26 protein-coding genes, 3 tRNA genes and 1 pseudogene are annotated in these 26,778 nt (G+C 57.3%); 18 read left to right on the forward strand and 12 right to left on the reverse strand.

What is annotated here, in order from left to right; translation table 11 throughout:
• Positions 1-1,217 precede the first annotated feature (1,217 nt).
• The 5 genes from ACQY8Q_RS22965 to ACQY8Q_RS22985 all read left to right on the forward strand — a co-directional run bounded on the left by ACQY8Q_RS22965 (position 1,218) and on the right by ACQY8Q_RS22985 (position 3,019).
• Positions 1,218-1,460: a tyrosine-type recombinase/integrase gene (locus ACQY8Q_RS22965; protein ID WP_428428725.1), complete on the forward strand. Its 243-nt coding sequence runs from the start codon at positions 1,218-1,220 to the stop codon at positions 1,458-1,460.
• A 68-nt stretch (positions 1,461-1,528) separates the two neighbouring features.
• Positions 1,529-1,618: transfer RNA gene (locus ACQY8Q_RS22970), tRNA-Ser, on the forward strand.
• Positions 1,619-1,890: 272 nt separating this feature from the next.
• Positions 1,891-2,079, forward strand: coding sequence for an Arm DNA-binding domain-containing protein (locus ACQY8Q_RS22975; protein ID WP_428428726.1), 189 nt, complete (start codon positions 1,891-1,893; stop codon positions 2,077-2,079).
• A gap of 38 nt (positions 2,080-2,117) precedes the next feature.
• Positions 2,118-2,762, forward strand: a complete 645-nt coding sequence (locus ACQY8Q_RS22980; protein WP_428428728.1) for a tyrosine-type recombinase/integrase — start codon at positions 2,118-2,120, stop codon at positions 2,760-2,762.
• A gap of 62 nt (positions 2,763-2,824) precedes the next feature.
• A complete protein-coding gene (locus tag ACQY8Q_RS22985; RefSeq protein ID WP_428428729.1) occupies positions 2,825-3,019 on the forward strand; it encodes a hypothetical protein in 195 nt (64 codons plus the stop codon).
• Between the two features lie 599 nt (positions 3,020-3,618).
• On the opposite strand, the gene ACQY8Q_RS22990 is transcribed toward ACQY8Q_RS22985, so the two are convergent.
• From ACQY8Q_RS22990 to ACQY8Q_RS23010, 5 genes are all read right to left on the reverse strand, one after another.
• Entirely contained in the window at positions 3,619-4,080 is a 462-nt protein-coding gene (locus tag ACQY8Q_RS22990) for a hypothetical protein (protein ID WP_428428731.1), read from the reverse strand.
• 102 nt (positions 4,081-4,182) lie between these two features.
• Positions 4,183-4,473 (reverse strand): hypothetical protein, encoded by a 291-nt coding sequence (locus ACQY8Q_RS22995; protein WP_428428732.1) that lies wholly within the window; start codon positions 4,471-4,473, stop codon positions 4,183-4,185.
• A complete protein-coding gene (locus tag ACQY8Q_RS23000; protein WP_428428733.1) occupies positions 4,470-4,895 on the reverse strand; it encodes a peptidoglycan-binding domain-containing protein in 426 nt (141 codons plus the stop codon). The genes ACQY8Q_RS22995 and ACQY8Q_RS23000 overlap by 4 nt, the downstream gene beginning before the upstream one ends.
• A gap of 42 nt (positions 4,896-4,937) precedes the next feature.
• Positions 4,938-5,081, reverse strand: a complete 144-nt coding sequence (locus tag ACQY8Q_RS23005; protein WP_428428734.1) for a hypothetical protein — start codon at positions 5,079-5,081, stop codon at positions 4,938-4,940.
• 22 nt (positions 5,082-5,103) lie between these two features.
• A complete protein-coding gene (locus ACQY8Q_RS23010; protein WP_428428735.1) occupies positions 5,104-5,691 on the reverse strand; it encodes a hypothetical protein in 588 nt (195 codons plus the stop codon).
• 154 nt (positions 5,692-5,845) lie between these two features.
• Between ACQY8Q_RS23010 and ACQY8Q_RS23015 the strand changes: the two are divergent.
• A pseudogene (locus tag ACQY8Q_RS23015) lies at positions 5,846-6,602 on the forward strand (IS5 family transposase).
• Positions 6,603-6,967: 365 nt separating this feature from the next.
• Here the strand turns inward: ACQY8Q_RS23015 and ACQY8Q_RS23020 are convergent.
• On the reverse strand, positions 6,968-8,758 hold the full coding sequence (locus ACQY8Q_RS23020; protein ID WP_428428736.1) for a hypothetical protein: 1,791 nt from the start codon (positions 8,756-8,758) through the stop codon (positions 6,968-6,970).
• A 1,646-nt stretch (positions 8,759-10,404) separates the two neighbouring features.
• Positions 10,405-12,192, reverse strand: coding sequence for a hybrid sensor histidine kinase/response regulator (locus ACQY8Q_RS23025; protein ID WP_428428738.1), 1,788 nt, complete (start codon positions 12,190-12,192; stop codon positions 10,405-10,407).
• Between the two features lie 92 nt (positions 12,193-12,284).
• On the opposite strand from ACQY8Q_RS23025, the gene ACQY8Q_RS23030 reads away from it, so the two are divergent.
• The gene (locus tag ACQY8Q_RS23030) at positions 12,285-12,947 is read left to right on the forward strand and encodes a response regulator (RefSeq protein ID WP_428428739.1); all 663 of its coding nucleotides are present in this window, start codon (positions 12,285-12,287) and stop codon (positions 12,945-12,947) included.
• Positions 12,948-12,993: 46 nt separating this feature from the next.
• Here the strand turns inward: ACQY8Q_RS23030 and ACQY8Q_RS23035 are convergent, their stop codons facing one another.
• Positions 12,994-13,611 carry a LysE family translocator gene (locus tag ACQY8Q_RS23035; RefSeq protein ID WP_428428740.1) on the reverse strand — a complete coding sequence of 206 codons (618 nt, stop codon included), beginning with the start codon at positions 13,609-13,611 and terminating at the stop codon, positions 12,994-12,996.
• A 518-nt stretch (positions 13,612-14,129) separates the two neighbouring features.
• Here ACQY8Q_RS23035 and ACQY8Q_RS23040 point away from each other — a divergent pair.
• On the forward strand, positions 14,130-14,348 hold the full coding sequence (locus ACQY8Q_RS23040; RefSeq protein ID WP_113243694.1) for a hypothetical protein: 219 nt from the start codon (positions 14,130-14,132) through the stop codon (positions 14,346-14,348).
• Between the two features lie 243 nt (positions 14,349-14,591).
• Here the strand turns inward: ACQY8Q_RS23040 and ACQY8Q_RS23045 are convergent.
• A tRNA-Cys gene (locus ACQY8Q_RS23045) sits at positions 14,592-14,665 on the reverse strand.
• A gap of 295 nt (positions 14,666-14,960) precedes the next feature.
• A complete protein-coding gene (gene lexA / locus ACQY8Q_RS23050) occupies positions 14,961-15,671 on the reverse strand; it encodes a transcriptional repressor LexA (protein WP_428428741.1) in 711 nt (236 codons plus the stop codon).
• Between the two features lie 252 nt (positions 15,672-15,923).
• Between lexA and ACQY8Q_RS23055 the strand changes: the two genes are divergently transcribed.
• Complete coding sequence (locus tag ACQY8Q_RS23055; RefSeq protein ID WP_428428742.1) at positions 15,924-16,256, forward strand: hypothetical protein; 333 nt, start codon at positions 15,924-15,926, stop codon at positions 16,254-16,256.
• 100 nt (positions 16,257-16,356) lie between these two features.
• On the opposite strand, the gene ACQY8Q_RS23060 is transcribed toward ACQY8Q_RS23055, so the two are convergent.
• Positions 16,357-16,635 (reverse strand): hypothetical protein, encoded by a 279-nt coding sequence (locus ACQY8Q_RS23060; RefSeq protein WP_428428743.1) that lies wholly within the window; start codon positions 16,633-16,635, stop codon positions 16,357-16,359.
• Between the two features lie 221 nt (positions 16,636-16,856).
• Here ACQY8Q_RS23060 and ACQY8Q_RS23065 point away from each other — a divergent pair.
• Positions 16,857-16,931 (forward strand) — tRNA-Asn (locus ACQY8Q_RS23065).
• Positions 16,932-16,991: 60 nt separating this feature from the next.
• Here ACQY8Q_RS23065 and ACQY8Q_RS23070 read toward each other — a convergent pair.
• A complete protein-coding gene (locus ACQY8Q_RS23070) occupies positions 16,992-17,906 on the reverse strand; it encodes an SDR family oxidoreductase (protein WP_428428744.1) in 915 nt (304 codons plus the stop codon).
• 90 nt (positions 17,907-17,996) lie between these two features.
• Between ACQY8Q_RS23070 and ACQY8Q_RS23075 the strand changes: the two genes are divergently transcribed.
• The 8 genes from ACQY8Q_RS23075 to ACQY8Q_RS23110 all read left to right on the forward strand — a co-directional run bounded on the left by ACQY8Q_RS23075 (position 17,997) and on the right by ACQY8Q_RS23110 (position 26,730).
• Entirely contained in the window at positions 17,997-18,602 is a 606-nt protein-coding gene (locus ACQY8Q_RS23075; protein ID WP_428428745.1) for a TetR family transcriptional regulator, read from the forward strand.
• A gap of 137 nt (positions 18,603-18,739) precedes the next feature.
• Positions 18,740-19,528 carry an APH(3'') family aminoglycoside O-phosphotransferase gene (locus ACQY8Q_RS23080; protein ID WP_428429854.1) on the forward strand — a complete coding sequence of 263 codons (789 nt, stop codon included), beginning with the start codon at positions 18,740-18,742 and terminating at the stop codon, positions 19,526-19,528.
• 84 nt (positions 19,529-19,612) lie between these two features.
• Positions 19,613-20,245, forward strand: a complete 633-nt coding sequence (locus tag ACQY8Q_RS23085; protein ID WP_428428747.1) for a LysE family translocator — start codon at positions 19,613-19,615, stop codon at positions 20,243-20,245.
• A gap of 172 nt (positions 20,246-20,417) precedes the next feature.
• Positions 20,418-21,881: a cryptochrome/photolyase family protein gene (locus ACQY8Q_RS23090; RefSeq protein ID WP_428428748.1), complete on the forward strand. Its 1,464-nt coding sequence runs from the start codon at positions 20,418-20,420 to the stop codon at positions 21,879-21,881.
• Positions 21,878-23,221, forward strand: coding sequence for an NAD(P)/FAD-dependent oxidoreductase (locus tag ACQY8Q_RS23095; RefSeq protein WP_428428749.1), 1,344 nt, complete (start codon positions 21,878-21,880; stop codon positions 23,219-23,221). Before ACQY8Q_RS23090 ends, ACQY8Q_RS23095 begins: the two co-directional genes overlap by 4 nt.
• Entirely contained in the window at positions 23,222-24,100 is an 879-nt protein-coding gene (locus tag ACQY8Q_RS23100; protein WP_428428750.1) for a DUF1365 domain-containing protein, read from the forward strand. It begins immediately after the preceding gene.
• 43 nt (positions 24,101-24,143) lie between these two features.
• Positions 24,144-25,397 (forward strand): class I SAM-dependent methyltransferase, encoded by a 1,254-nt coding sequence (locus tag ACQY8Q_RS23105; RefSeq protein WP_428428751.1) that lies wholly within the window; start codon positions 24,144-24,146, stop codon positions 25,395-25,397.
• Complete coding sequence (locus tag ACQY8Q_RS23110; RefSeq protein WP_428428753.1) at positions 25,390-26,730, forward strand: MFS transporter; 1,341 nt, start codon at positions 25,390-25,392, stop codon at positions 26,728-26,730. Before ACQY8Q_RS23105 ends, ACQY8Q_RS23110 begins: the two co-directional genes overlap by 8 nt.
• The last annotated feature ends 48 nt before the right edge of the window (positions 26,731-26,778 follow it).

The following is a 26,778-nucleotide window of genomic DNA, read 5'->3' on the forward strand; positions in this document are numbered from 1 at the left end:
TTGCAACGGCGGCCCCTGCGACCACTGGAACGAATGTGGCCTCCGTATAGTTGGTTAGGTTAGCTCCACCAACAGTGATGGAGACTGCGTTGCTGAACGTCTTATTGCGAAAATCCGTATGGGTCTGTGTAAAAGACGCGACCGTGTTGCCAGCCGAGTATATCTACGTTGGCGTGCCGATAACTGTTTTGCCGCCGTTGCGGTCACGCAATGTACCGTTAACAGCGATGTTTCCGCCATTATTGTGACAGGACCAGAACCGAGAATTGTCGCTCCCGATCAGCTATCCAGGTGGGATGTTCGGGTAACCACTGTCGTTGCGTCCGCGCACATTGCTAACACTAACATTCTGCTCCTCAAAACAATTGATGACGCCCGACCTAGAGGGGGCAGTAGTAACGAATCGGTATGGGCTATGGCCACAGTTTTCGCAGGTGAGCCCGTCAACAATCATCATACTGTCGTATCCATCACCATCAGGGTCGGCCGAGGTGTTAAGCCTTCCCGCAGTTTGAACTGATTTTTTACGAGAGAATCTCTATGCATGACAACCGGAGAAGTGAGTTCCGTTTGCCAGCTGGACAGCATCTTGGTGGCACTCTGCCCGGCCTTATTCATGGTGACAGATCGGCACAGGTTTGCGGATACATGCGATCTTGAACGTCAGTCGCGTTGTTGTGACTTTGGATTGTTTCTTCGCGCCAGCTTCGGCGACGGTGGATCCTCATATCGCGGTCGCAACCATGATTATTCATCCTTATCCAAAAACTGGCAGGAGGATTTCGGTTTCGAAGAACCCGAAATCCTCCAACCGCGGGCACGCGCGAACCACAGATGGCGCGATTTGATACCGACCTGAGCAACTCGGATGCCGCAGCGTCTGCATTCCTTGATCCAAGTCGCGAACAGAACTTTTCCACCCTGCAGACCGCGTTTGGTCGGGAAGACGAAGAAAATATCGCCGGTCGCCGTGAGGCAGGATGGTGGTGCATGCCGGAGCCACAAAGCTCATCAAATAGCCGATAAGCGCGCCCTGTTCGCGTGGCGTGGTACAGAAAACCTGCCCGGCTTCTACCCGAGCGAGGTAGACCCCATATTGCTAACCCGGCGGGAGGCCCGCGAGCCTGTGTTCGGACAATTCGTCGTATTAGGCCGGAGAAGTGGCTTTGCTTCCTCCAGCGCGGCGGCCGTTGTCTCAGACATACGAATGCACGCGATTGCTGGCAAAAACCTCCCTGCCCCGCATCCGCTTTCACGATCTCCGGCACTCGCTTGCACCTTGCCTTCTTGCTGCCGGTGTGCATCCAAAGATCGCCAGCGAACGCCTCGGTCATTCCACGATCGGCATCACGATCGGCCTTTATTCGCACGTAATGCCAGGGATGCAAGCGAACGCCGTTAAGCAGGTTGACGCCGCGAACAAAGCTGGTAAAAAAGCCAGCGATCGAATGATTGGGTAGCAAACGGGTAGAAACTACCGGTTTAAAAAATCAACTAAATGTTTTTTTCTCAACCTTATCAAATAGATGGAAGAGTGTCCGAGTGGTTTAAGGAACCGGTCTTGAAAACCGGCGTGCGGGAGACCGTACCGTGGGTTCGAATCCCACCTCTTCCGCCAGACGTCCAATCCGACTTAACCCAATTAATCCCCCTAAGCCTTGATTATCAGGCGAAAGAGTGGCCTTTCCTCTCCCGAATAGTCCCGACGTGCCCCGTACATACCCGGTGAAAATCGGGTATGTACGGGCGAGGCGAAAGCCGGGTATCGAGGGAAACATGCTGACCGACGCACAAGTGAAGCGCGCCAAAGCCGCTGAAAAGTCATATCGCTTGACCGACCGGTGAGGGTTTGCATCTGTTCGTCACATCAGCTGGTAAGAAGCTTGGCGGATGCGCTACGAGTTTGGGGGGAAAGAAAAGCTCCTCTCGATCGGCCCTTACCCCGCTGTCTCCTTGCTCGATGCGCGGCGCGCGAAGGATGACGCGAAAGCAATTCTGCGATCCGGGAAAGACCCATCAACCACAAAAAAGCTCGATAAATTGTCGGGGGTAAAGGCTGGGGGGAGACTTTTGAGCTGATCGCACGGGAGTGGTATGCGCTTCAGAAGTCGCAATGGGTGGACCGCCACGCCAGCGATGTCATTGAAAGTCTTGAAAAGGAGGTGTTCCCGCATATCGGGGATGTGCCTATCCGGGACATTGGAGCGCCGGAAGTCATGGGCCTGTTGCGGCTCATAGAGGCAAGGAAAGCGATTGAAACCGCTCGCAGGGTGAGGCAGCGGATGTCCGCTGTGTTCGTCTACGGCATCGCTACCGGGCGTGCCGCGAATGATCCGGCAGCCATCGTCAGGGGAGCTATGGCCCCGATGAAAAAGGGGCGGCAGCCGGCGATCACTGATCTGGCTGCGGCAAAGGAAATGCTGAAGAAGGCCGATGCGGAATTCGCGCACCCGGTGACGAAGCTGGCGCTGCGGATCCTGGCGTTAACTGCTGTCAGGCCTGGCACTATAGCAACGACACCATGGGCGGAATGGCCGGCCGATCTCCATGAGGGCGCGGTCTGGCGGATCCCTGCAGAGCGGATGAAACTCAGGCTGCAGCACAAGGACGATGAGGAACGCGATCACATGGTTCCATTATCGAAACAGGCTGTAGCGGCCATCAATGCCCTGCGAACTCTGACCGGCCGTGGCCCCTCGCCTTTCCGAACGCCAGACATGCCCACAAGCCAATCTCGGAGAACGCAATCGGGTATCTTCTGAATCGGGCCGGTTATCATCACAAGCATGTCCCCCATGGATGGCGAGCCACATTTTCATCCGTGATGAATGAGCAGTTCCCCGCCGACAAGCCGATCATCGATCTGATGCTTGCCCATGTGCCGAAGGACAAAGTCGAGGAAGCATACAATAGAGCGCTGCACATTTCACGCAGAGCCGAGCTGGCGCAGGAGTGGGCCGATCTTATTTTGGAGGGAGCGATCGAGGCCGATGAGCTCCTGAAGGGACCGCGCCGTTGACCGACTACCAGCCCAAATACAAATGGCACCGGACCCAGCTGGACGAGAACGACCCGCCAAGGGATACGGACTGGATCGGCACGGACGGCGAATTAATGATCGGACGGATCAGGAAGAGCTGCACGGCAAGACGAAGGGGCTTTGGCACTGGGCCGGATGGTATCCGAAAACCCATAAGGGCACGCCTCCCTTGCCTAACGCTGGCTATCAAGCCACGGCTCGGCTTGCGGTGCAGAAGGTCGAGGAATACTGGGAGACGGCTAAGCGGGTGATGACGCCGCGAAAACCGCCTACCGGCTCCGCCTAATAAGCTCTTTCTTGAGATCGTCCACTTCCTCGCACAGGCGCTCCACCGATCGGCAAAGGGCCTCAAGGCCGCGCTCGAACGACTTCCGGCGTTGACGCTTTCGAGCGTTTGAGCTTCGAGCGCAGCTGTTGCCCTGTTCAGTGCTGATGGGTCGACAATAACTGCGGCGACCTGAGCGGTGGATGCGTTGCCTGCCGGGGTCGATCGCTCCCCTGATAGCAGGCCGAGATGACGAACCCCAAAGATGACAGCCAATCCCAAACCAAATGCTATCAGCAGCGGAAGGGGCAGCTTATCGAGATTTTCCATTCCTGGCTTCCCCTTGGTCATGCGCGGCACGATTGATGTTTACCAGCTCGCCAAGAGCGAACAGCGGATAAATGGCGAGCCACGTCGAAATCAAGCCCGAGGACGAGTAGCCATATGTGATGCCGCACCAGATAAAGAAGCCGATACCGGCCGAAATTTGCCGGATAGTCGGGGTAACGTTCTTGCGCGCGCCGTTGACGATCAGGCCGCCGATACGGAGAAGGCCAAGGCCAAGGCCTGCCATGGTCCATCCGAGGAAGGCAGCATCGCCGAAGATTGCGCGGAATCCCGCCCATGACGGTTGCTCAAAGAGATTGTCCGAGTAAAGCAGGACGGCACCCCAGAAGGCCGTGTGTCCCGCCAGGAACCATTCCATCATTCTGGGGCCGAACCGATGCTGAATGCGGATCCATACGCCGGGGCCGGCGTAGCTCTCGGCGCTCATTCCCAGCACCCTTTTCGCGAACCTGCCCTGTCATTCCCGATGACCCGTTCATACCCAGACCGATCGGCCCTTATCTGGGCGACTGTCCCGTCGGGTGAAAGGTTATTCCGAATCATTCCCGCGCAGCTGGTCGCAGGGATCGATTGGCATCCGGCTGCTCCGAAGGCCAGCAACACACAGGTCATAATTAGAGAGATTTTGGAGCGTTGCATCGTCGCCCTTCCTTTCAAGTTCTGCTTTGCGATCAGCGACCGCTTGGGATTCGATGTAGCCATCGACGGCATGCGATCGGGCCGCCGGCAGCAGCCAGAGCGCGTTGACGATCTGAAAGATGGCGAAGGCAAGCAGAAGCCCGCCCACGCCGCCGATGATGGCCGCTGTTTTTGTGATCACGCCTCGACCTCCCCGCGGATCTCCTTCACCGCAGCCACGATTTGACGCCGCAAAAGGACGATCAGAAGCAGGGCAACAAGCGAGACGCCGCCGAAGGCAAGGACGGTCTGCCAGTTCGATCCGAGAACAGCCGTCATCGCGGTTCCTACCGTTCCGCCGATACCCACAAGCCAGCCGGTGCGATCGGCTTTCGTTTTGACCTGGCTGTCAACGGAGACCGGGACAACAGGCTTCTCCTCGATCACAGTCTTTTCCTCGACCACAGGCGCCACCTGCACCGAAGCCTTGGCCATCTCGCCGGGGATGAGAGCCACCAACTCGCCATGAAGCGCAGCACGTGTACGTGGACCAACGTCACCATCGACATCGAGCCGACGATCAGCCTGGAACTGACGAACGTTGTCGGCTTTGTAGCCAAGCACCAAAACTTCAAGTAGTACAATCTTGCGAGCTGCAAATGCATATCAGGTTGCATCCATCTGGCGCTCGGTCTGATCTACCCCCGGCTCGGGGCAGGCTCTCGCCGCCTCCCTGCGGCGATGGAGTTCGGCCATATCGACCCCAAGGTCATCTAACTGCTCGAACATAGGGCGGCGATCATCATCCATAATTATATCCTTTGGGTTGGTGTCAACTATAGTAGGTTGCAACTATATAGGGCACGTAAGTTGCCCCCAGGCGGTTCTCAACGTAAATTTTCCCACCGTTAAATGAGAACGTAACCTTGGCGTCATTGCCCGTTGCGCCGGTTAGGATCGCGAGAGACGTCTCGATCAGCATGGAAGGCTGATAGAGGATCGCCCATCCGTTGTTTACGAACGCCACGATGCAGCGAGCGGAACTGCCGGCAAGATAAACTTCGAGCTTGAAGCCTGTGCACCCGATCGGAACATTCCACGAGGTCGCGGTGTCATCGAGCAAGGAAATAATCTTGTGTGGTGTCACCGAATGAAGCCGCCGATCGGCCTTGCGAAGATCGGTGACACCATTTCCAAACGATGCGAACGTGTTCCCTGCTGCATATATCTGCTGCGGTGTGCCAATCACAATCTTGCCGCCGCTGTGGTCGCGGATAGTCATCGTGATCATATTGAACGCCGCCATGTTCGGGTCGATCAGGCCGAGCGTGATGAATGAGCCGTTCACCGCAATCTCGATTTCGCCTGTGAGTTCAGCGGGAGCGACACGCAGGTCAGAGGTGGGATCGATGCGGATCACATATTCATTGATGACGCCGTGATGTTCGATGCCTTTTAGTGACCAGTTAAAGCAATTTTTCGGAGCACCCGAGGGACTAGGCTCAGGCCCTATTGATTAAGGGCCTTCCCAATTTGGGATTGTTTTGGTTCACTCATGGCAGGAGGATTTCGCCATGAGTGATTTGTTTTTGCTGACGCCATCGCAGTTCAGCCGGATCAGGCCCTATTTCCCGCTGGCTCATGGCATCCCACGCGTTGACGATCGCCGGGTTGTCAGCGGCATTATTTACGTGCTGAAACATGGACTTCAGTGGAAAGATGCACCGAAAGAATATGGTCCTCACAAGACGCTCTATAATCGCTTCATTCGATGGAGCGAGTTGGGCGTCTTCAACCGGATTTTCGAGGCCCTTGCCGGCAAGGCGGGCCAACCCGACAGGCTGATGATCGATGCCACCCATCTCAAAGCCCATCGCACCGCAGCCAGCCTGCTAAAAAAGGGGCTCTTTCCCGCTTTATCGGACGAACAAAAGGCGGCCTGAATTCCAAGCTGCACGCCGTCACCGATGGGCTGGGCCGACCCTTGCTGTTTTTCCTCACGGCTGGCCAGACCAGCGACTATCAGGGGCCCGGCACCTGCTCGATCGCCTGCCCAAGGACAGGGAATTGCTGGCAGATCGTGGCTACGATGCCGACTGGTTCCGCAACGGATTGAAAGACAAAGGCATTTCGCCCTGCATTCCATCACGCAAAAAGCGCAGCAACCCGGCCGACTACGACAAAATCCTTTACAGGCAACGATATCGTATCGAGAACATGTTTGGCAGGATCAAGGATTGGAGGCGCATCGCGACCAGATACGACCGATGCGCTCATACTTTCCTATCCGCAATCACCATCGCCGCAACGTGCTGCTATTGGCTCGATTAATGAGTCCTGAGCCCTAGCTTGCCGCCGCCCAGATGCCCCTGCCGGGCGGGTGCAAGCGCTTCAGATGCGCGCTTCAGGATCACAACTTTTGTTTACAAACCGCGGTGAAACCCGGAAATGGAGAGCCGCTTCCCGGTGAATATTGCCTTTTTCGACAAATGCAACGCGCGCGCGCAACTCGATCGGATGCGGTTAGCCCATGGACATTCTCCTGCCATCGGCAAATGAATCATAAATCAGGACCTTTGAGAATCCTGAATCAGGTAAACCGCAAAACGCTTTAGGCTATTGGTTTACGTCAATGAAGCTTTTTCTGTCGCTACAGATGTGGCTGTATTGCCGCCGGCAAGTAAGATTTCCGCCTCTCACTGTCGTATTTTCGGCGAATTAGTTCGTAAGTCAGTGACACCGGCGCCAAACGCAGCAAACGTGTTCCCTGCCGCGTAGATTTGCGCTGGAGTTCCGATCACTGTCGCGCCACCGCTAAGGTTGCGGATGGTCATTGTGATAGCGCTGAACGCCGACATATTGGGATCTATCAGGCCGCCTTTCAGAAATGAACCGTTGATTGCGACTTCGATTTTCCCCGTAAGTTCAGATGCGGCGACCCGTAACGCGGGTTTCGGATCGATACGGATCACATATTCGTTGATGACACCGTCATGCTCTATGTCCCGGAAATCCCAATTGAAGCAATTGCGTGGCGCTCCAGTCGGGCCCGCATCATCGCCGAGTGCGCGACCGCGACGAACTACAATAACGTTATCCACGTTTCCGCGGTGCACAAAACCGTCGATCTTGAGGTTTCGACCCCAGCCCCAAACCATCGCTCCGATGTTGCCGGACAGACCGTAGCCAACGCGTGTTGCATAGTCTCCTGGGTATCCGGGGGACCTATTTGGATAACCGCTATCGTTCCGCCCGTGGACGTTTGAAACGCTCACATTCTGGGCTTCAAGAAAGTTTATGATGCCGGATTTTTGCTGATCGCTGGAAACCAGCCTATATGGGTTATGACCCGAATTCTCATAGGTCAAACCGGCAACAGTAATCATGCTATCGTTGGCATCACCATCCGGATCAGCAGACTTATTGATGCCAGCGATCGTCAATGCAGAACCGCAGTTCTTCACGCTATTATCGATAAGGTCTATAGCTACAGCCATCTTTGCTGCTCCGTTCGCAAAGGAACCATCAACGCCCTGAACGAAGAAACCGGTTCCACAATTTTCCGCATGGCGACCGATGATCTTGCTGTTGGCGACGCCCTGCTCTAGACTAAACCCCTTGCCGCCTAACCCCGGAGGAATTTGTTTACTCGCCGGGTAGTTTTTTGAAATGCCGCCAATCGAAATAAGCCCATCAAGACCGGCGGCGAAACTGGCGGCGTTGTCATTGTAGCCAACCAGCATTTTCGTCCCAGCTGATGGATTGGCGGACCATGTCGAAGACATGGTCGCAGTACGGGTCGAACCGATGTAGTCTTTGATTATCCTCAAGCCGGTATTCGCTACGGTGGTGTCCGCGACGGCTAAGCCGATGTAAAAGTCATCAACTGCTGACGCAGCCGATGTGAATGCCACGGCGCCCGCCGTCGATGACGCTACCTCAAGTTCCACGGGTTCCGTCGTGCCAGCCCCGTCGATGTTGACATTCTCCAGTACAATGTCCGATTGAATGGTAGCAGCGTCGGCGGAGCTGCCGCGAAGGTTAGTCAGGAACCCGCCAGTAAAAGACGAGCCCTGCTGCTTGAGCCACGCCCATGAACGCCCACGCAGATACAGATTGCTTGACGTTATCAGGTCACTTGAGACGTTGAAGGTCTTAGTGACATCAACAACAGAAAGAGCGGCGGCCCCGTCATCCATAGCACGCTGGATAGCGGTATGGTTTGCTGCTCCCGTCCCGGACTCGATCGCGCCATAGGCGGGTGCGCGAACATCGATCGTATTCGCCAAGCGGTTTTCAACAGCCGCTCCCGCTCCAAGATAATGCCACGCCTCACGCGCAGTATCCGCGTCCGCGATGGATGGTGCTGCTGCCGATGCTGTACCTTCTGTCCCAGATGGAGCCGCTTCAGCGGCAACAATGACCACACCCGGTACTTGGTCACTGACTAACCGGAGTGTCGAGCCGGAAATAACGAGCAATATCATGCCCGCAACCACTGTTACGATGCTAGTTTTGGAGTTTGTCTCAATCGTCAACTCGAGCCCTCAGTTGAACTACATGGTGACCGGCGAAGTGTTCACCTCGAAGGAGTTTATCAATATCATTGCCAACGGCTATCCCGGAATGTTCATAGTGGCTTGGACTGCATCGACGATGCCGACCCCGTCGTTGCTAACAACAATGAAAGGGAACAGCAAGTCAGCAACGCCCCTGAATTACGGCCGGCCACCCCGACTGTCGAACGAGAGATCAATCCCACGGAAAGTCCTCTTCGGTCAGTTGCGGCCGGAGTATGCTGGTCGGAGATCTAACTGATCCTCTTTTGCAACGATAGATTTCCCACGGATCAAGCATTGAAACCAATGCAGCACAACCCTGCCGTTTCCAGCGTGACGTTTTGAATTTGATGGCGGCTTGGCGATCGGCGGCTTCCGTGAACGATCCCTAGCCGTCCCAGAATGTCGCGGATTTCTTGCGCCTTATCCCGCGCCTGTCGCAGTAATATCGTTTTCGCCCTTCTCGGCCTTCCCGGACGGCGCTGCCGAGACCCAACTTATAACCCTTGCCGTTGCTGATCCACATGTTCAGTCAGGACTTAGAAATCGCCTTTGATACGTTGAGTAAAGCCCATCCAGTCGTTATGATGCGCAGCTGTCAGCTTGTCAGATGAGACAAAGAAAGCCGATAGCTTGCTCGAGACACGAGCCAAATCCGTCCCCACTTCCGGGCAGGTGAGAGCGAGATTATAGCCAGACACTTCTTTCGCCAAAAAACTTGGCAGATCCGGTTGATTTTACACCGCAATTCGTCAGCGCGGGATGCCCTTGTGCAAAGCCGTCATTGAGCATCACACAGGCCTACCAATCTGGGACTTGGGATCATTTCCGATGGCCGCTGAACAGGATCGACAATCGGCCTATGCATCAACCGCACAACAGAAGAAACCCGTCACCTGATCAGATGACGGGTTCTAAATCGCCTCGCAAATATAGATCGCTGAAAAGTCCCTCAATACGCAAAGTGGAAAACGCTTTCGCAATCAATGCCGTTCCGGTTTCGGCCAAGGTAACAGCCTAAATAAATTAGCACTTCCTTATTTAAAAGTCTATTCACCATTGTCCAATGGATGAAAGGCGCCGTGATGCCCTCGCAAAAATAGGTTGAGACTGGGTATCGCGGTTAAGACGTGCGCTTTGTCTCAACGATCTCCGCCTAATCCTAGTCCAAAGGCTGTACCCCCGGCTCCTTATGTCGGAATTGTATCCCCAAACGCCAGGGACTACAAAACGGCGTTGGCCTTGAACGCCATAGGGGCATGGCCATTGGCATATTTCGTGGCGCCATGCCCCGCCCAAGGCCATACTGACATGCGGGATTGTGCTCGAGAAAGAAGCCCAACTCTGAGGGAAACATAGCTGGCAACGCCGTGCGGATTTTTTATGCCTACATTGCGATATGCGCTGTTCTGAGTGGCCTCGCGCTCTGGACCTTGTTCCTGCTGGTGTCGCCGCCGAAACAGGCCGCGCAGCCGGGATTTTCCAACTCGGATACCGCAACGAAGCCATACAAAGGAGCGCGAAGATCATGCGCGATTGGTGGTATATGCCCCTGACACCCAACCGGATGCAGGTTAAGCGACGCCCTGCCCCTGTTCTGAAGTCGCCAACAGCGCCTTGGAGCGAACCGGTCTCAATATCGCATGGATGGCCTGTTGCAGATGGTCTCCGTCGATCGGTTTGTTGAGCAGATGATGGCCGCTGTCTGAAATCGTCTTCAAGACAAAGGGCGATGTATCTCCGGTGAGAATGATCGCTGGAACGGGTTGTTTCAAATAGGCCCGCAATTCGTCGACCGCATCCAGACCGGTGGTGGCGTTTTCCAGCCTGTAGTCGGCGATGATCAGATCGACGGGCGCGCCGGTTGCCGCTGCTATCAGCAGCTGGATCGCATCCTCCGCCGATCTTGCGGGGTAGATCATGCACCCCAGCACCGTCAGCAGCAGGCCTATCGCATCAAGCACATCGCGGTCGTCGTCGATGACGATGATCCGGATTAAGCCGGTGGCGGGCAGTTGGGACTCCGGGACTGGCGGTGTTGCTGGCGCAGCGACAGACGGCACTGTGATCGAGAACAGCGAGCCGCGCCCTTGCATGGATACAAGTCTCAAGGGGTGGCCCAGCAGATCTGCCGTGCGGCGCACGATGGCGAGTCCGAGCCCCAGGCCCTTTTCCCGGTCGCGGGCAGGATTGTTCAGCTGGTGGAATTCATCGAAAATCGCGTCCTGTTGATCGGATGGTATTCCTATGCCCGTATCGAAAACCTGGATTTCGACATTTGCCCCCCGCCTTCGGCAACCGAGCAGAATCCGCCCCCGGTCCGTATAGTGAAAGGCATTGGTGAGGAGGTTTCCCAGCACGCGCTTGAGCATCATCGGATCCGTCTCGACCCAGCAGCCGGTATCGACAACGGTCCAGTCGAGGCGATATTCCTCGGCCTTGCCCAGAAACTCGCCGTGCAGATCGTCAAACAGCCGGGCCAGAGCCACCGGCTCCCTGGCAACAGTGACAATGCCTGCATCCAGACGCGAGACATCGAGCAAGGCGTTCAGGAGCCCGCTGAGATTGGCGGTAATCGACTTCACTCTGCCGGCCAGATTGCGCGCGTCGGCGCTTTTAACATCGCCCCGTTCGGCCAAGGCTGCCAGTGTGGAATTGAAAAGGCTGAGTGCATGGATCGGCTGACGCAGGTCGTGGCTCGCGGCGGCGAGGAATCGGGATTTGGCGCGATCGGCGCCCTGCGCCTTGTCTCTTTCCGTTTTCAACTGGGTAATCAATGAAAGATTTTCAAAGCGCAGCTGAACCGTCTCGACCATCGACCGGTATGACACCCGGCTATAGTAGAGATTAACGCCTGCAAGGCAGATCACGAACAGGAGATAGACCGTGTCGCTCGCGGCATCGCCCATGACGGCCCGTGCCGCGAGCGGCAAAAGCATGGCGGCAAGCGAACCGATATAGGCAATCGGAAAGGCCGAGAGCGAGGGAATGGCGCCGCAGACCAGCCCTGTCAGGACAATGGTCGTAAAGGCTTGCAATTGCGGTTGCGTTGACAGAAAACCGAACCACCCAAGCAGCCCCCAAAGCGAACTGGACGCCCATGAGAGGATGGCGAAACGCCAGGCCCAGAAACGCGCGTTTTCAACGATCTGATCCGCCCCGCGCCTGGAATGTTTGAAATACCGCCGCGAGACCAGCACGCGCGCAATGGTAAGGCCATAAATCGCCGCCATCCACCATAAAAGGGTATCGCCCGGGACGACGCTCCACAGCATGTAAGCAACAGGCAGCGGAATGATAAAATTGGAAAACAGCACCGCGTAGGATTGGCGGTATAGGAGATCGACAAGATGGGGTTGCAATCGTTGCTCGAGGAGCATCGTAATCCTATTCTGATTCCCGATGCCACAAGACGGTGGTATTCCGGAATTCACTCTAAAAACGGGTAGGCGATATGCGTGGGCTTTCGAGGGTTCTTCTTGCCGATGATCACGCCATCGTGCGCGAAGGCCTCAAAATGCTTCTGTCGACGATCGAAGGTATTGCCGTCGTCAGCGAAGCGGCAGACGGAGACACCGTCGAGCGATTGCTCAAGGAAATCAAGACCGATCTTTTGATCCTCGATCTCGGGATGCCCGGCGTCGGCGGGTTCCAGTTTATTCGGACCATTCGAACCTTATGGCCCGATCTGAAGATTCTGATCATGACGGCCAATCTCGAACCCCGCTCGGTTCGCGCCGCCATCGACGCAGGTGCTGACGGATACCTGACGAAAAGCGGGGATGCGAGTGAGCTGATGGCGGCGATCGAGGCGCTGCGGCATGATCAACCCTATGTCGCCGAAGAGGTTCGTTTTGCCATCGACCATCAAGACCGGCCGGCTGGACCGTCTGCGCCACGGACCGCTCTTGCGTCGCCTGCCGAACTGACCCGGCGAGAGCAGCAGATGCTGGCGCTTATCCCGCACGGCGTAACCACGCGCGACATCGCTGAACGTCTCGGGATCAGTCCACTAACAGCCCGCAAACATCGGGAAAACCTGATGCGGAAACTGGACCTTCACAGCGGCGCAGAATTGACGGCCTACGCCATTCGCCTGGGGTTGTCGGCGGGTTAGAAGACTGCAGGCAAGTCGTTCGCGCATCATTCCCTTGCCAGCCCGATCATGCTCCCTTGTGTGCCAGAGCGATCCCCAGGCCGATTAGTATAGATCCACACGCCTTCGGAACGAGCCAGCTCGAACCGCTGGTTCGAGCGCGTCCAAGGGCAAAGAACGCAATACCGACCGCCGCCAGGTCGGCAATGGACAAGGCAAGGTTGACGATCATGCCGAGGATGAGAAATTGCAGCCAGACAGGCGTGTCCAGCGCCGGGTCGATGAATTGCGGCAGGAAGGTCAGGAAAAACAGCGCAGTCTTGGGGTTGAGGACTTCGACGACGATGCTGTCGCGCAGAACACCGGGGGCTGGATTGACAGCCTCCCCGCCATTCTGCCGGCGGCCAAGAAACATGGTGACACCCAGCCACATCAGATAAGCGGCGCCGGCGAATTTGATGACGGTGTAAACGAAGGGTGCATGGCTGAGGACAGCCGCCAAGCCCAAAGCTGTCGCGGCAACATGAACATAACAACCCAAATGGACACCAAAAGCTGCCATCAGCCCGGCGCGGGGGCCATGCGCCAGCGTCTGTACCGTCATGTAGAGAATGGCAGGCCCTGGCATGCAGGCGAAAATCAGCGTCGCAAAGGCGAATGGCATCAACTGTTCCAGTGGCAACATAGCGGTTCCTCCAACCGGTGGCACCGCTCCGTCTGTTCGAAGCGGGATTGATGAAGCCAATCCAGTCAAGCCGTAATGCTGTCATCGATGCCGGGAGAAATGCACGCGCAATGGGCGTGTTGGACATACGGCAGGTGCCGTATTTCGACATGCGTACGTATGTCAAACCAACGGTAGCGTTAACGGCGCGTTACCAAGGATAGCGGCGATCGCGCAGTACCTCAGCGCCGCGACGTGGATGATAGGCCGCTCCGCAGACGAGAGTGACAATTCCGGTTGGGGTACACTCCGTACTCGGATGATGCCCCTCCCTTGCTGCGTGCAAGGCAGGTGCTGATGACCAGTCACCATTCGGCTTAAATTGCAGCGAGAATGTTTCGCCGCCTGCCAAAATATGTTATGTTGGCTTCCTACGCATTGAGTACGCATCCAGCAGTGCAACGCCTCGTGGCCAGCGCCTTGAGCGTCTGTTCACCCATTAAGCTCATGTGCTGCAAAGCGCGGTGAAGGAGAATGCAATGCATTACAGCGTGCAGTTTTTCACCTGGACCCCAAAGCAAGGCGTCCACCAGGTTGGATCGACGATCGAGATTGATGCGGTCAACCCGAAGCTTGCGGCCGTGTCGCTGCTGGGGCTACGTCTGGACGAGACGGGTGCGGCCAAGAAACTCGCAGTGCGCGTCTGGACGAAACCGGATGACAGCAAGGCTGATTGCGCCTGCTTCTACTATCACTGAGCAAAAATCCCCCCCTTTTCCGTGACAAGCAGGCCGGGACTGCGGATGCAGAACGTCCATCGACCACTGCCGCCTGCCTTTGTCTTCCCGGTCAGGAGTGACGGGAAAGCCGAAACCGTTTGATCGGTCCTGTCTAAAAATTCTTCCCGGGCAGATACTGTCACGCCGTGCAAGACCGTTGGGTCAAAGCAAGCAACGGCAGTGTCTTGTCCTGAACTAATTTTCGTTCCGCGTGGGAAAATTTGGAGGCCTCGCCCGGAATTGAACCGGGGTGCAAGGATTTGCAGTCCTCTGCGTCACCACTCCGCCACGAGGCCTCACGAGTTCAAATAATCGAACTGTGGCGGCGGTTTAGAATGATCCTAGACAAACCGCAAGAGGATATTTCCGAAAAACGTCCTTGGTCATTGGATCACAGGCAAGTTTCAGTGCTTCCAGTCCGCTCACAAAACCGCAGCGACCGTCATATTCCAATATGAGCCATTCAGCGTGAGCGCCGGCCTGCCCGGCGGCACACGACAATATCGTGCCGCGCGGTGTGATGCGGTCGCATCCTCAGACCAGGCGACCATATTTCACCCGCAAGCAGGCCGGAAACGCAATGCTTTCAGATCAATGATAGCGCCGGATCAGTCCGACGAGTTTGCCCTGTATCTTGACCCGGTCAGGTCCAAAAATCCGTGTCTCGTAGGCTGGGTTGGCGGCTTCCAGTGCGATCGAGGCACCTTTGCGGCGAAACCGTTTCAGCGTTGCTTCCTCATCATCAACCAGCGCGACGATGATTTCGCCGGGGCTGGCACTGTTGGTGTTGCGGATGATGACCGTGTCGCCATCGAGAATACCCGCCTCGATCATCGAATCGCCGCGCACTTCAAGCGCATAGTGCTCGCCCGGCCCGACCATCTCGATAGGCACGGAAATATCATGAGTGTTATTCTGGATTGCCGAGATTGGAACACCGGCGGCAATCCTGCCCATGACCGGTATCGAAACGGTGTCGCTGTTTGCAGCGGTCTTGGCGGGTGCGGGAGGTGCCGGTTGCGCGCCAAGACTGCCCTGAATGACGCTGGGCGAAAAGCCGCGCTTGGGCTGGAGGCTCATCGAATAGGCCTCCGGCAACTTGATCACTTCCAATGCCCGCGCACGATTTGGCAGCCGGCGGATAAAGCCCCGCTCCTCAAGCGCTGTGATCAACCGGTGAATGCCGGACTTCGAGGCCAGATCCAGTGCATCCTTCATCTCGTCGAACGATGGCGGTACGCCCGATTCCTTCATTCTTTCGTGAATGAACAGAAGCAGTTCCTGTTGCTTGCGGGTCAGCATGAACGATCACTCCAGAATCGAGAAACAAATCAAGAACGAACACTATCTGTTCCATATGTGTTCCGCAAGTCCCTAAAATTCAGCCAGTGTTTTCAAGGCAATCAAACATTTTCACCGAACGGTGAGCGTATGAGCATCTGGCCTCGATCGCGGCCTGTGGCCTGGCGGAACCTTTGCGCGGCCGGAGCCGTTCCCGATTCTTAGAACTGTGCAACGGACGGCATAATCCAAACACCGTCCAAGGAGGCTTTGATGGCGAAATATATTGATGAGCGCGGCGACCGCGTTTCCGATGCCGACACGACGAAAACGGTGGAGTTGAGTGGTGTGCAGTCCCGCCAAGGCTTTCTGGGCCGTCCGGTGCTGATGGTGCTGGTCGGCGGTCTGGTCCTCGCTGCGCTGGCTTGGGCCGGCGTCGAAATGTATGGTGAGAGCACCGACAATGATGCGGCAACGAAAATCGAGGAAAAGTCCTCTGGCCCTAACAGCGATGCGATGTCGAAGCAGGAAGCTCCAGGCGACTTGCCAGCGCAACCGGTGCCTGCGGACAAGGACCCGACGCCACAGACAGGCTCAGGCGGATAGAGGGTTCGAATCCTTTTTTTCCGACGTCAGCTCTCTCGAATCGGGAGAGGCTTTTTGGACACAGAGGTTGTTGACGGACGAAAAGATAAATCTGTGTGTTCTAATTGGACGTCTGCCACTTACGGGCCCACCATACGTGAAGCCGGCGGCGGCGGCGGCGCACGAAGGCAAGGTCGTGCGACAGCACGATGAGGCCGAGCGGTACCATCCAGAAACCGAGAATCGGCAGGAACCCCAAAATACCGCCGAAAATCAGCCCGCAACCAATGGTGATGCGCAAAAGGCGCGATTGCGGCAGCCGCATGCGCCATGTGCCAATGACGAGTTCATGCGTGCGGGCATCAATTCCGAATTTTTTGGTTTTCCGCTGTTCTGCCATCAATTCTCCACCAACCAAATCTCTGCCGTCCGCCAATGCCTGCGATTGTCGTCTTCGTGCGGGCTGATGCCCCACAAATCAACAGCATGCCTCAACCTCTCACATGGGGAGTTGTCCACAATCAGACAAGATTGTGCGTTTTTTTTGAAAAATCGCTTGGCAAATCGGAAAAGCATTTGTATTAGCAGCCTCACTTCTGCAGCACACACCGCCGCAGATTATCCCTGGTAGCTCAGCGGTAGAGCATTCGACTGTTAATCGACAGGTCGCCGGTTCGAATCCGGCCCGGGGAGCCAGTTTCCAAAGGCCTTGCTGAAAAGCAAGGCCTTTTTGGTATCAGGCCCGTTTCACCTCCCCTACCGATAACCGCTGGCATCTGCCGGTCTGCCTGCATCCTGTACCTCGGTTATATAGCGCCAGCAGTCAGGCCGGGATCCGTCGAGGTCCGTAAAGCCGTAGAGTTTGGCCAGATCGCCGCTGGATGTCGACTGGCCGTTAAAGCGGCTCCGCTCCGGGTCTGCGGCAAGGGCCGCAACGGCGCGGCCGGTAAAGCGCGGGGTTTCGGAAATCACGAAATGCGGCTCGGCTTTCGTTGCCTCCATCCAGTTTTCCTCGCGCACGCCAAAGATATCGAGCATCATTTCGGAGCGCATCCAGCCGGGCGAGATGGCAACAGAAGTGGCTGCATGCGGTGCGAGGTCCTGTGCGTGCGCCCAGGCCATGCGGGTAACGCTGGTCTTGGCGAGATCGTAGAACGGGCTAAGCCGGTAATGGGTGGCATTATACTCTGCAGTACCATCGGTCATCTCCACCAGCAGGCCGCCGGGCTTCTCGATCATCAACGGCAACGCGTAATGGGCGGTGATCAGATGGGTATCGATCGCCAGCCGCAAAAGCTTCAGGCCATTGTCGAGCGCGTGTTCCCAGACAGGCTTGTTCCATTCGGTCAAATACTCGCCGCCCCAGATATCGTTGACGAGAATATCGAGGCGTGATTCGTCACGACGGATGCGGACGACCAGTGCCTCGACGTCCGCGTGGACAAGATGATCCACCCGCACGGCAATGCCTTTGCCGCCGGCCTTGGTCACCAGCTCCGCCGTCTCTTCGATCGTTTCCGGGCGGCCATAGTCCGATTGCTGGGTTCGTGTCGTGCGCCCGGTCACGTAGACGGTTGCACCGGCAGCCCCCAATTCTATGGCGATGCCGCGACCCGCACCGCGCGTCCCCCCGGCCACAAGTGCGATTTTCCCCTGCAGGTCAGGTGTCATGTCCTTGTTCTCCTTTGACATCGGAATCAAAACAGCATTGATAATAAACGAACGTTCGTTCATAAATAAAATGAATACAAGGGGAAATTGATGCCGCGTCCACGTTCGCTGTCCGACCAGCACCTTCTTGATCTGGTGTTGACGCTGATCCATGCCGAGGGGCCGGAGGCAGCGACGTTTTCGGCTGTCTCCAAGGCCAGTGGCTTGTCCGGTTCGACCTTGGTGCAGCGATTTTCGACCAAGGCGGCGATGCTGCGTCAGGCTTTGCTGCACGCCTGGGACCAGCTCGATGCCGAAACGGCGCGGCTGTGCGGGGCAATCCCCAGGACGCAGCAAGGCGCCGTCGCCCTGCTTGTCGGTCTGTCGCAGAATTATGGCGACAGCGCCGCAGTCTATGCCGATGGCCTGCGTTTATTGCGAGAGGATTTTCGTGATCCCGCGCTGCGGGCTCGGGGAGCGGCCTGGGGGCGAACGCTCGTCGAGGCCATCAGCGCGTGCCTTGCGAAATCCAGCCGGCCGGAGATGATAGCACGGCTGATGCTTGCCCAATGGCAGGGCTCGCTGCTCTGGTGGGGATTTGAGGCGGACGGTCCGGTCGTGCCTTATGTGGAATCGCAACTTCAAGAATTTCTCGCCGAACTCGGCAGTTCATCTCCTCCCTCGCCGGCTTTCTTCGGCAAACAGGATTTGGCGTAAAAACTTGGACATTTTCCGTTTAGTGATAGTGAAATCGCGTTTCCCAATATCTATCTGGGGCGGGGGCGTAACATCGCCTTCGCCAAGCAAGCCATGGGGGATGACGCGTGACTGACTATCGACCCGGTGCAGCACAGTTGAAGGGCTTTTCTCTCGGAAGCCAGTGGATCGCCCATCATCACGGCGAATCGGGTGACGCGCTGTTTCGGCGGGTCGATGGCAGCGCTTATGCAAAGGTCGCTACCGGCAGTGGTGTGGCGCTGCTGGATGACGAACGGCGGCGGACGGCATGGCTCTCACCCTACAAACTCGGATCTCCCACAGTTCTCGATTGGCAGGTGTCGGACGACGTGGCGTGCCTCGTGACAAGCGCCGTGCCCGGTATTCCAGCAGATCAGATCGAAGCGGCAGAACTGCTCAAGGCCTGGCCGTCTATTGCGGCGCGGTTACGCGATCTCCATGCCATTCCGGCAAAAGATTGCCCGTTCGACCGTGGCTTACAATCCATGTTCGACCGGGCGGCCGACGTGGTTGGCCGTGGTGGCGTCAATCCGGATTTTCTCGATCCGGATGATCACGATATACCGCCGCAAGCGTTGCTCGACCGGGTAGAGGCGGAACTGTCCGAGCGATTGCTGCAGGAAAACCTTGATCGGGTCGTTTGCCATGGTGATGCATGCATGCCGAATTTCATGATTGATCCGGATACGCTTCGCTGCACGGGAATGATCGATCTCGGACGGTTGGGCACGGCGGACCGTTATGTCGACTTTGCCCTGCTTGTCGGCAATACCCGCGAAACATGGCGCACGGCAGACGAAGCGCAGGCAGCACAAAATCGCTTGTTCGACGTACATGCGATCGCGACTGCCGACCGGGCACGGCTCGATTTCTATCTGCGTCTCGACCCGTTGACCTGGGGCTAAGCTAAGCACAACGTACGCGCGACTTTCTGAAAATCCTGTTGTATAGATCAGGTTCACAATCATGACCGGAGACAGGAGCAGTCAATGCCATCGATCGAGTTGCTTATCGCCTTCATCGCCACTACGGCGGTCTTTGCCTATATTCCCGGTCCGGCAATGCTCTATGCGGCGGCCCAGACGATTGCGCGCGGCCGCTGGTCGGGGCTGATGGCAGTTCTGGGTATTCACCTCGGCGGCTACTTCCACGTCATTGCCGCAGCCGCAGGTTTGTCGATCCTGTTTCACGCCGTGCCGACCCTATACATGATCGTCAAATTTGCCGGCGCGGCCTATCTGATCTGGCTGGGTATTTCGCTGTTTCGGGCCAAGGTCGAGGGTGATGCCGCCCTGCCCGGCGTCGAGCCGAAGTCCGGCCGCCGTGCCTTTTTCCAAAGCGTCACCGTTGAGGTGCTCAATCCCAAGACGGCGATTTTCTTTGTGGCTTTCCTGCCGCAGTTCGTCGACGCGTCGGCCGCCTTTCCTGTCTGGCTGCAGCTGGCAATCCTCGGCACGATCGTCAACCTGATGTTTTCGTCAGCGGATATCGTCTGCGTGTTTCTGGCCGGTGCCGTGATGACCAAGCTGCGCCGCTCGAGCTCCGCACAACGCCTCATGCAGCGCGCCGGTGGCACGATGCTGGTCGGTCTTGGCGCGCATCTGGCTTTCCAGAAGAGCTGATGCCTTCCCGCCTCCAATGGCTGCGACTGCCGCTTCATATAGAGAAGCGGCAGTTCGAATTTCATTGGCGGCATTCCCCCGCAAAACGATGAAATAAAAAGCTTTCTCCGCGAAACCTTTGATCCGCTGCATCCGTATCTGCGTAGACTAAGACGTTGGATACGATGCGCGGATGAAAATGAAAAATAACGATCTTTCCCCCGAAAACCCTATCATCGTCTGGTTTCGCAAGGACCTGCGGCTGGACGACAATCATGCGCTTCACGCCGCAGCCCAAACCGGCCGCGCTGTCATTCCCGTCTATATCCGTGAGCCTTCACAGAACGGCACCGGGCCACTTGGTGCCGCACAAGCCTGGTGGCTGCATCATTCGCTCACGGGCCTGGAAAAGACACTCGGTGCCCTCGGAAGCCAGCTGATCCTGCGCAGCGGCGAACCGGATAGCGTATTGGCCAAGCTGATTGCTGAGACCGGCGCTTCAACTGTCTATTGGAATCGCCGCTACGACCCGAACGGCATCGCCGTCGATGGGCCGCTCAAAGATATGTTGGCGTCTACAGGAATAAGCGTCAAGAGTTTTGCCGGACAGCTTCTCCACGAGCCGACACGGTTGAAGACAGGCTCGGGCACGCCATACCGCGTCTATACGCCGTTCTGGCGGGCGCTCGAGGCATCCGGCGAGCCGGATCAGCCTCTGCAGCGGCCCGATGCGCTGGTTTCTCCAGCCCAATGGCCTGACAGCGCTGATCTGGCCTCGTGGGCTCTTTTGCCTACTGCTCCGGATTGGGCACAGACGTTTTCCGAAATCTGGACGCCTGGGGAGGATGCAGCGCTCGAACGGCTAGAGGCATTCGTCGAGGATGATCTGTCCGGCTACAAGACGAGACGGGATCTGCCGGGAACTGATGGCACATCAAGGCTCTCGCCGCATCTGGCCATGGGGGAAATCTCCCCTGCCCGCATCTGGCAGGCCACCCGCAATCTGCAGGACGTTCCCGCGGATGATCTGGTTACCTTTCGCAAGGAACTGGTCTGGCGCGACTTTTCTTACCACCTGCTCTTTCATAATCCGGATTTGCCGAGGGAAAATCTCAACCGGAAATATGACGCTTTCGCCTGGAGCGGAACCGACGACGATTTCAAGCGCTGGACCAAGGGTCAAACCGGCTATCCGATCGTCGATGCCGGCATGCGCCAGCTCTGGCGGCACGGCACGATGCACAATCGCGTCCGCATGATTGCGGCATCCTTCCTGATCAAGGACCTACTGATCGACTGGCGCCGGGGTGAAGCCTGGTTCCGGGATACGCTGGTGGATGCCGATCCAGCCTCCAATGCGGCCAGCTGGCAGTGGGTGGCCGGCAGCGGTGCGGACGCATCGCCGTTCTTCCGGGTCTTCAATCCGGTCCTGCAGGGCGAAAAGTTCGATCCCGATGGCATCTACGTCAAGACCTTCGTGCCGGAACTGGCGGACTTGCCCGCAAAATTCGTGCACCGGCCGTTCGAAGCGTCTCACGGCATCCTAAATGCCGCCGGCCTGACGCTGGGGGATACCTACCCGAAGCCGATCGTCGACCATGCAAAGGCGCGCGACCGCGCACTGGCCGCCTATAATAAGATCAAGGACGCAGCATGAACGCCCCCTTTTCCCAAGGCCAATATCATGTTCCCGGCCGTCGTCTATCGATCGCGGTCATAGGTTCCGGCGTTTCCGGCAGCTCTGCCGCCTGGGCGCTCAATCCTGTCCACGATGTCATTCTCTATGAAAAGGATGCTCGCCCCGGCGGCCACACAGCGACGGTCGATATCGACTATGACGGCACGCCAATCTCAGTCGATACCGGTTTCATCGTCTATAACGAAGCCAATTATCCAAACCTTAAAGCACTGTTTGCCGAACTGGACGTCACGACGCACAAGAGCGACATGAGCTTTTCGGTCTCGCTCGATCAGGGGCGGCTGGAATGGAGCGGCGACAATCTGGCCACCGTCTTTGCCCAGAAGCGCAATCTCCTCCGGCCCTCCTTCCTGATGATGCTGCGCGAAATCCTCCGCTTCAACCGCATCTGCTTGGAAGATCGTAGTGCCGGCCTGCTCAAGGCCATGTCGATCGGCGACTATCTCAACTGGCGCGGTTTCTCCCCAGGGTTCACCAACAATTACCTGGCACCGATGGCAGCCGCGATCTGGTCATCGCCGACAGCCAAGATGCTGGATTTTCCGGCCGAAAATTTTATCCAGTTCTTCGACAATCACCGGCTGATCTATTCTAAACCGCACCCGTGGCGCACGGTCACCGGTGGCAGCCGCAATTATCTGCACAAGCTTTTGCGGCCACTTGGTGACCGCGTCCGTCTTGGCTGCGGCGTGACGTCGATCCGGCGTCAGGACGGCAGGGTCTCAATCGCTGATACGAATGGCACTACGAAAACCTTCGACAAGGTGATCATTGCCGCCCATAGCAACCAAGTGCTGTCCATGCTTTCTGATCCGACACCTACAGAAAGCGCGTTGCTGTCGGCTGTTCCCTACCATCCCAACCGGGTCATACTGCACCGCGACACGGCATTGATGCCGAAACGAAAAAAAGTCTGGGCGTCCTGGAATTACCTGCGTTCGACCAAACCCTGCGGCTCGCAGGGTGTCGCCGTCAGCTACTGGATGAACCGCCTTCAGGGTATCGCGCCTCAACATCCCTTGTTTGTGACGTTGAACCCGGAACAAGAGCCTGCACCCGGAAGCGTGTTTGCCGAATTTTCATATGATCACCCGCAGTTCGACGCGGGCTCCATGGCTGCCCAGCGCGCTCTGCAGGCAATCCAGGGCGACAACGACACGTTCTTTGCCGGTGCCTGGACCGGATACGGCTTTCATGAGGATGGCTTGGCGTCGGGACTTGCGGCTGCAGAAGCACTTGGCGGTATCATCCCCTGGCGCCAGCAGATATCCTCGGTGTTCAAGGAGGCGGCGGAATAGATGCGTGCATCATCCGGATCGGACATGACGAAGAACGGCGCGCCTCCGCAGGCGGCTGCCGTGCTTTATGCAGGCCAGGTCATGCACCAGCGGATGAAACCGGTCGGTCATCGTTTCAGCTATGACGTCTTTTCGCTGATGATCGATCTCGACCGGTTGGAGGAAGCGGATGGAATGAGCGGGATATTCTCGGTCAATCGCCGCAACCTGCTGTCGTTCCACGAAAAGGACCATTCGGGCGATAGCGGGGTATCGCTGCGCAGCTATGTTGATGCGCTGCTGGCGAAGAACGGTTTGCCGGTGCGGCCCGCGCGCGTGCTTCTGGTCTGCTATCCGCGCATCCTCGGTCTCGTGTTCAATCCTCTGGCCGTCTATTACGCCTATGGTGAAGACGGCGCGTTGAGCGCCATGGTCTACGAGGTTCGCAACACATTCGGCGAGCGCCACACCTATGTCTGCCCGATCGGGCTGGACGATGTATCCGATGCCGGTGTTCGCCAGCAATGCGACAAGCTGTTTCACGTCTCGCCCTTCATCCCCATGGCCATGCGCTACCAGTTCCGCATGCTGCCGCCCGGACAGGAAATCCGCTGGCGTATTCTCGAGACCGACAAGGTCGGGCCATTGCTGGCTGCAACTTTTTCCGGTGTTCAGGTACCGCTACAGACAGGCAAGATTTTGCGTCTTGTTGCCCGCATTCCACATCTTACACTCAAGATCGTTGCAGGGATTCACTGGGAGGCATTGAAGCTCTGGATCAAAGGCGTCCGCTATATCCCGCGGCCGCAAGCGCCGGAACCAACGAGTGTCTGGAGAGAGGGCCGCAGAACACGGAACGGTTTTTCTCACGAATCTCAGGTTGGCGGTCCGGCAGAATGAGGTTATTTTGCGTCAAGAACAATGATTGCGGAGGATCTGTCGAATGAGCACAGCAGGCACCGGTTATTGTGATCCGAAGGATGGAGAGCGTCTTTCCACCGAAAACTTGTCACGCCTTGTCAAAGGTTTACCGGCAAAAGCTCAGATGGTTTTGCGTGGTCTTGTCCATATGCAGGCCGGTTGTCTGAAGTTGACATTGCCGGATAGACGCACCGTCATCGTTAAGGGCAAGGCGCAGGGGCCGGTCGCCTCCGTGACACTGCACAACTGGAACCTGCCGCAGAGGGCGCTGACTGGCGGTACGATCGCCGTTGCCGAAAGCTATATGGACGGCGACTGGGACAGCCCGGATGTCGGCGCATTTCTGGAGCTCTTCCTCGTCAACACCGATGTCGGCCGAAATTTCTCCAACGGTGCACGCGGTGTGTTGCGGCTGGTCGAGAAATTTCGCCACTGGATGAACGCCAATACGAAATCCGGCTCCAAGAAAAACATTTCCGCCCATTACGACCTGGGCAATGCCTTCTACAAGCAATGGCTCGATCCAACGATGACCTATTCATCGGCCCTCTATTCGACGGGAGCCAATGACCTGCAATCGGCCCAGCGTGCCAAGTACAAGGCCTTGGCGGATGCGGCCGGCATCAATGCCGGCCATCATGTGCTGGAGATTGGCTGCGGCTGGGGTGGGTTCGCCGAATATGCTGCGGCCGAAATCGGCTGCAAGGTGACGGGACTGACGATCAGCCGCGAACAGCTTGCCTTCGCCAATGAGCGCATGAAGAACGCCGGCCTGTCCGACAAGGTCGAAATCAAGTTCCAAGATTATCGCGACGAGACCGGGCTCTATGACCGGATCGTCTCCATCGAGATGTTTGAGGCTGTCGGCGAAAAATATTGGCCGGCTTACTTTTCGCAGTTGCAGCGCTGCCTGAAGCCGGGTGGCAAGGCCGGGCTGCAGATCATCACCATCAAGCCGGAAGCCTATGAAGAATATCGCGCCAATCCGGATTTCATCCAGAAATACGTCTTTCCAGGCGGCATGCTGCCAACCCCGCAACATCTGATCGACCTTGGCCGCAAAGTAGGCCTGAAGATCAGCGGCGATTTCGGTTTCGGTCTGGATTATGCCCGCACGCTTGCCGAATGGCGCGAGCGGTTCTGGAGCGTCTGGGACAAGGTCGAACCGCTCGGCTTCGATATCCGCTTCAAACGGCTCTGGGAATTCTATCTGTTCTATTGCGAAGCCGGCTTCCGCGCCAAGAACATCGACGTCCGACAGATCGTGTATGAATAAGCCCACTGTCGGCGGTGTGACCCAGACACAGATCAGCCGCCGGATGCTTTTCGCCTACGCCCTGCCTGCCGCACCGCTGGCGGCCTTGGGCCTGCCGCTCTACTCGCTGGTTCCGACCTACTATTCCGAAACACTCGGCCTGCCGATTGCCTCGGTGGGGTGGGCGCTGTTGCTGGTGCGGCTCTTTGATGCGATCACCGATCCGTTAGCAGGCTACGCGGCAGACCGGATCAATCCGGGTTTTGGCCGCCGCCGGCTGCTTTTCCTTCTGTCCTTGCCTATCGCTGCCCTGTCGGCGCTGATGCTGTATTGGCCTGCAGACGGCGCTGGTGTTGCCTGGCTCGCACTCTGGGGCATGCTGACATCGCTGGGCTTCACACTGGCGGTCGTGCCCTACTCCGCCTGGGGCGCGGAACTCGTATCGGACTATCACGGCCGCACGCGGCTGACTTCGGCGCGCGAAGGGCTGACGCTGGCCGGGACGCTGATTGCCATCGTGCTCCCCTTTTCCATCGGGTTTGAACGGCAAGGATTTTCCGGCCTGGCCGTCCTTGGCATCATCGTTGCAGTCTCGCTGCTTGTCTTCGGCGGGTTGACCGTCTGGATCGTTCCGGAGCCAACCAACCTGACGAAAAAACCCTTGCCGTTGAGGGAGGCCTTGTCCTGTCTTGCTCGCAACAAACCATTCCTCCGGTTGATTGCTGCCTTCTTCCTGAACGGCCTTGCCAACGGCATTCCGGCGACACTGTTCCTGTATTTCGTTTCGGCGCGATTGCAGCTGCCGGACATGCGCGGACCGCTGCTGTTTCTCTATTTTCTCAGTGCTGTCGCCGGCATACCGCTTGCAGCATGGGCGGCGCGAAAGCTCGGCAAGCATCGGGCATGGGCTCTGGCGATGATCGTCGCCTGCGCCATATTTGCGGCTGCGCCCATGTTGTCGCCCGGTGCTCTGGCGCCGTTTGCGCTGATCTGCACCTCGACCGGACTTCTGCTCGGCTTCGACCTGGCGCTGCCGCCGTCGATCCAGGCCGATGTCATCGATGCAGATACCGCAGCCTCTGGTGATCAGCGCAGCGGCTTTTACTTCGCCGCCTGGGGGCTTGCGACCAAGCTTTCTTTGGCAGCCGGTGTGGGCATTGTTTTTCCGCTGCTTGGGTATTTCGGCTTCGATCCGGCACCGGCGGCGCAGAACGGCGCACCTGCATTGTTTGCGCTCGCCGCCATCTATGCCTGGGTTCCGGTCGCGCTGAAACTGGCTGCTATCGCGCTGATGTGGAATTTCCCACTGGACGAAACGGCACAGCAAAAGCTGCAGTCTCATATCCACTCATAAAGCGGTTCGAGATAAGACCATCCCGTCTTATGACGGCAGTCTGTGGGC

Origin of the sequence: Pararhizobium sp. (genome assembly GCF_965279435.1) — a bacterium.
Taxonomy (GTDB): domain Bacteria; phylum Pseudomonadota; class Alphaproteobacteria; order Rhizobiales; family Rhizobiaceae; genus Pararhizobium.

What these genes read in the sequence shown, in the direction of transcription:
- ACQY8Q_RS23100 (WP_428428750.1), top strand. Translation starts at nt 23,222, where the DNA reads ATGCGTGCATCATCCGGATCGGACATGACGAAGAACGGCGCGCCTCCG.
- ACQY8Q_RS23085 (WP_428428747.1), top strand. Translation starts at nt 19,613, where the DNA reads ATGCCATCGATCGAGTTGCTTATCGCCTTCATCGCCACTACGGCGGTC.
- ACQY8Q_RS23005 (WP_428428734.1), bottom strand. Translation starts at nt 5,081, where the DNA reads ATGGATGATGATCGCCGCCCTATGTTCGAGCAGTTAGATGACCTTGGG.
- ACQY8Q_RS23040 (WP_113243694.1), top strand. Translation starts at nt 14,130, where the DNA reads ATGCATTACAGCGTGCAGTTTTTCACCTGGACCCCAAAGCAAGGCGTC.
- ACQY8Q_RS23090 (WP_428428748.1), top strand. Translation starts at nt 20,418, where the DNA reads ATGAAAATGAAAAATAACGATCTTTCCCCCGAAAACCCTATCATCGTC.
- ACQY8Q_RS23055 (WP_428428742.1), top strand. Translation starts at nt 15,924, where the DNA reads ATGGCGAAATATATTGATGAGCGCGGCGACCGCGTTTCCGATGCCGAC.
- ACQY8Q_RS23030 (WP_428428739.1), top strand. Translation starts at nt 12,285, where the DNA reads ATGCGTGGGCTTTCGAGGGTTCTTCTTGCCGATGATCACGCCATCGTG.
- ACQY8Q_RS22990 (WP_428428731.1), bottom strand. Translation starts at nt 4,080, where the DNA reads ATGAGCGCCGAGAGCTACGCCGGCCCCGGCGTATGGATCCGCATTCAG.
- ACQY8Q_RS22985 (WP_428428729.1), top strand. Translation starts at nt 2,825, where the DNA reads ATGAATGAGCAGTTCCCCGCCGACAAGCCGATCATCGATCTGATGCTT.
- ACQY8Q_RS23110 (WP_428428753.1), top strand. Translation starts at nt 25,390, where the DNA reads ATGAATAAGCCCACTGTCGGCGGTGTGACCCAGACACAGATCAGCCGC.
- ACQY8Q_RS23075 (WP_428428745.1), top strand. Translation starts at nt 17,997, where the DNA reads ATGCCGCGTCCACGTTCGCTGTCCGACCAGCACCTTCTTGATCTGGTG.
- lexA (WP_428428741.1), bottom strand. Translation starts at nt 15,671, where the DNA reads ATGCTGACCCGCAAGCAACAGGAACTGCTTCTGTTCATTCACGAAAGA.
- ACQY8Q_RS23095 (WP_428428749.1), top strand. Translation starts at nt 21,878, where the DNA reads ATGAACGCCCCCTTTTCCCAAGGCCAATATCATGTTCCCGGCCGTCGT.
- ACQY8Q_RS23035 (WP_428428740.1), bottom strand. Translation starts at nt 13,611, where the DNA reads ATGTTGCCACTGGAACAGTTGATGCCATTCGCCTTTGCGACGCTGATT.
- ACQY8Q_RS23105 (WP_428428751.1), top strand. Translation starts at nt 24,144, where the DNA reads ATGAGCACAGCAGGCACCGGTTATTGTGATCCGAAGGATGGAGAGCGT.
- ACQY8Q_RS22975 (WP_428428726.1), top strand. Translation starts at nt 1,891, where the DNA reads ATGCGCTACGAGTTTGGGGGGAAAGAAAAGCTCCTCTCGATCGGCCCT.
- ACQY8Q_RS23020 (WP_428428736.1), bottom strand. Translation starts at nt 8,758, where the DNA reads ATGATATTGCTCGTTATTTCCGGCTCGACACTCCGGTTAGTCAGTGAC.
- ACQY8Q_RS23070 (WP_428428744.1), bottom strand. Translation starts at nt 17,906, where the DNA reads ATGACACCTGACCTGCAGGGGAAAATCGCACTTGTGGCCGGGGGGACG.
- ACQY8Q_RS23060 (WP_428428743.1), bottom strand. Translation starts at nt 16,635, where the DNA reads ATGGCAGAACAGCGGAAAACCAAAAAATTCGGAATTGATGCCCGCACG.